This window comes from Candidatus Obscuribacterales bacterium (assembly GCA_036703605.1).
Taxonomy (GTDB): domain Bacteria; phylum Cyanobacteriota; class Cyanobacteriia; order RECH01; family RECH01; genus RECH01.
The window spans coordinates 1-1,694 of record DATNRH010000310.1 but is presented as its reverse complement, the minus strand read 5'-3'; the positions used below and the strand labels follow the sequence as shown (position 1 = coordinate 1,694).

Here is a 1,694-nt window from a genome sequence, read left to right as displayed (position 1 = left end):
TCCTACCATTGCCATTAACACATCTCACTTACCTATTTTAATGCACACACCTTACCTGAATACCTTATGCATCTTGCACTAATGTATCTACAATCTATCTCTTTTGCTATCGAACAGACTACCCAAAATCTCATGCACCACAGTAACCCAAGCCCACGATCGCTCTTTGGACACCTCGGCACCATGCCGCAACTCACCTCGAAACAATCAACGCTTTACTTACTCAATGGATCTATTTCGCTACCACAGTTCTTATCTTTAAGCATACGCGTATACGCGATCGCTCATAAATAAGTAACCGTTTTTCTGGGCAGGGGCTAGGTTCTGCTCAACGGCTACTCTCCCATAACAACATCCTCCACAGCCTGCCAAACGGACGTTCCATCGCCACCCAACACTGATGAGACGTGATAGCTTCTAATTCATCTAACGACTCAACACTGCGGGTGGCGATCGCTGCATGGGTCAGCGGCCACAACCGCTCAGCTGGCTGAAGCTCCGGAGACTTGGTTAGGTCTCTGTTTCTTGGCGGACTAGATGATGGGAACACACTCTTGAATGCTTTTATGAACACAACAACACAAAACGCTCATGCGATCATTGACGACATGGTGACGCTTCGGATGCAACTGGCTGCGATCGCGTCCCAAATTGAATCGCTCAAACCGGCCTTCTTTGAGGCTTGTGCAGAGCTCGATAGGACGCCACTCAAACTCGACTCGGCTGTTATTTCTCGCACGTTAACGGTTGGACAGTGGGACTACCCAAATGACATCCTCGAACAGGAACAACGGCTGAAGCAGCTCAAACAACAGTTTCAAACCACACATGAGCCAACAGGCGGACGACAAATGATTTGGTCGATTCGACTTCTTCCCTAGTCACACGTCTTAGGCACTAGACCTCATCGGCAATTAGTTGCTCGGCATCCAAATAGATGTAGTAGCTATAAGATCGATTGGTTTCGGGCTAAGAATTGATTGCTTTTCCTAATTCCGATTCAGTCTACTCTATTGCTCTATCACGGACTTCAATTACCCTCTTTGTGCCATCTGCGAGAAGGGTAACTGACAGCGATCGCACTCGCCGATCGCCCATTGGCTGGGTAAGCGAAGGGGATGCTCACATCGCGGACAGCAAGATAGTAGCGATCGCGGGTGTTGGTCACATTGTGGGTGTTCGGCTTGTTGCCAGCTCAACCGATGCCAGGGTTTATGGGCATAACAATCTGGACACAGGCGGGTGGGCCAATGCAATCGGGTGTCGGCACTTGACCACATCTGCTGAAGTCGTGCGATCGCCACGCCACTCATCTGGGAAAGCTGCTGCAGTTGCAATCGGTTGGGACGACGCTGACGGGACGGACTTTCCCAATACGTTACAACGTGCGATCGCTCTCCTAGCATCGATGACAGATGACTTCCGCTCAGGCAATTGGCGCGGCGAAAGCGCCCGAGGAAGTGACTGAAACTTTCGTCGGGATAAGGCTCTACTTCAAATAACCAAGGACGGATAGATTGAGTGGGAGTGGCAGTGTTTTGAGACGATTGGGTTTGAGTGTTTTGAGTGCTTTGGTTGGGGTGGTTCGTGTTGGAACACGTCATAAGGCGTCTGCTCTATTTGATGGCTAGGGAGCATTCTTTGACGACTTGTCTGAGTAAGGGTAGTTCGATGCGGGTCTGGCCCTGCTGCAA

Annotated in this window: 2 protein-coding genes and 1 pseudogene; 1 reads left to right on the top strand and 2 read right to left on the bottom strand. The window is 50.1% G+C overall.

Annotated features, from left to right (window positions below):
• Positions 1-328: 328 nt before the first annotated feature.
• Positions 329-511, bottom strand: a pseudogene (locus tag V6D20_06500) (hypothetical protein).
• Positions 512-566: 55 nt separating this feature from the next.
• On the opposite strand from V6D20_06500, the gene V6D20_06495 reads away from it, so the two are divergent.
• Positions 567-881: a hypothetical protein gene (locus tag V6D20_06495; protein HEY9815436.1), complete on the top strand. Its 315-nt coding sequence runs from the start codon at positions 567-569 to the stop codon at positions 879-881.
• 153 nt (positions 882-1,034) lie between these two features.
• Here the strand turns inward: V6D20_06495 and V6D20_06490 are convergent, their stop codons facing one another.
• Positions 1,035-1,604 carry a TniQ family protein gene (locus V6D20_06490; GenBank protein ID HEY9815435.1) on the bottom strand — a complete coding sequence of 190 codons (570 nt, stop codon included), beginning with the start codon at positions 1,602-1,604 and terminating at the stop codon, positions 1,035-1,037.
• Positions 1,605-1,694 lie beyond the last annotated feature (90 nt).

Bases quoted from the DNA above. Each gene is read 5' to 3' on its own strand.
- V6D20_06490 (HEY9815435.1), bottom strand. From the start codon at position 1,604: ATGACGTGTTCCAACACGAACCACCCCAACCAAAGCACTCAAAACACT.
- V6D20_06495 (HEY9815436.1), top strand. From the start codon at position 567: ATGAACACAACAACACAAAACGCTCATGCGATCATTGACGACATGGTG.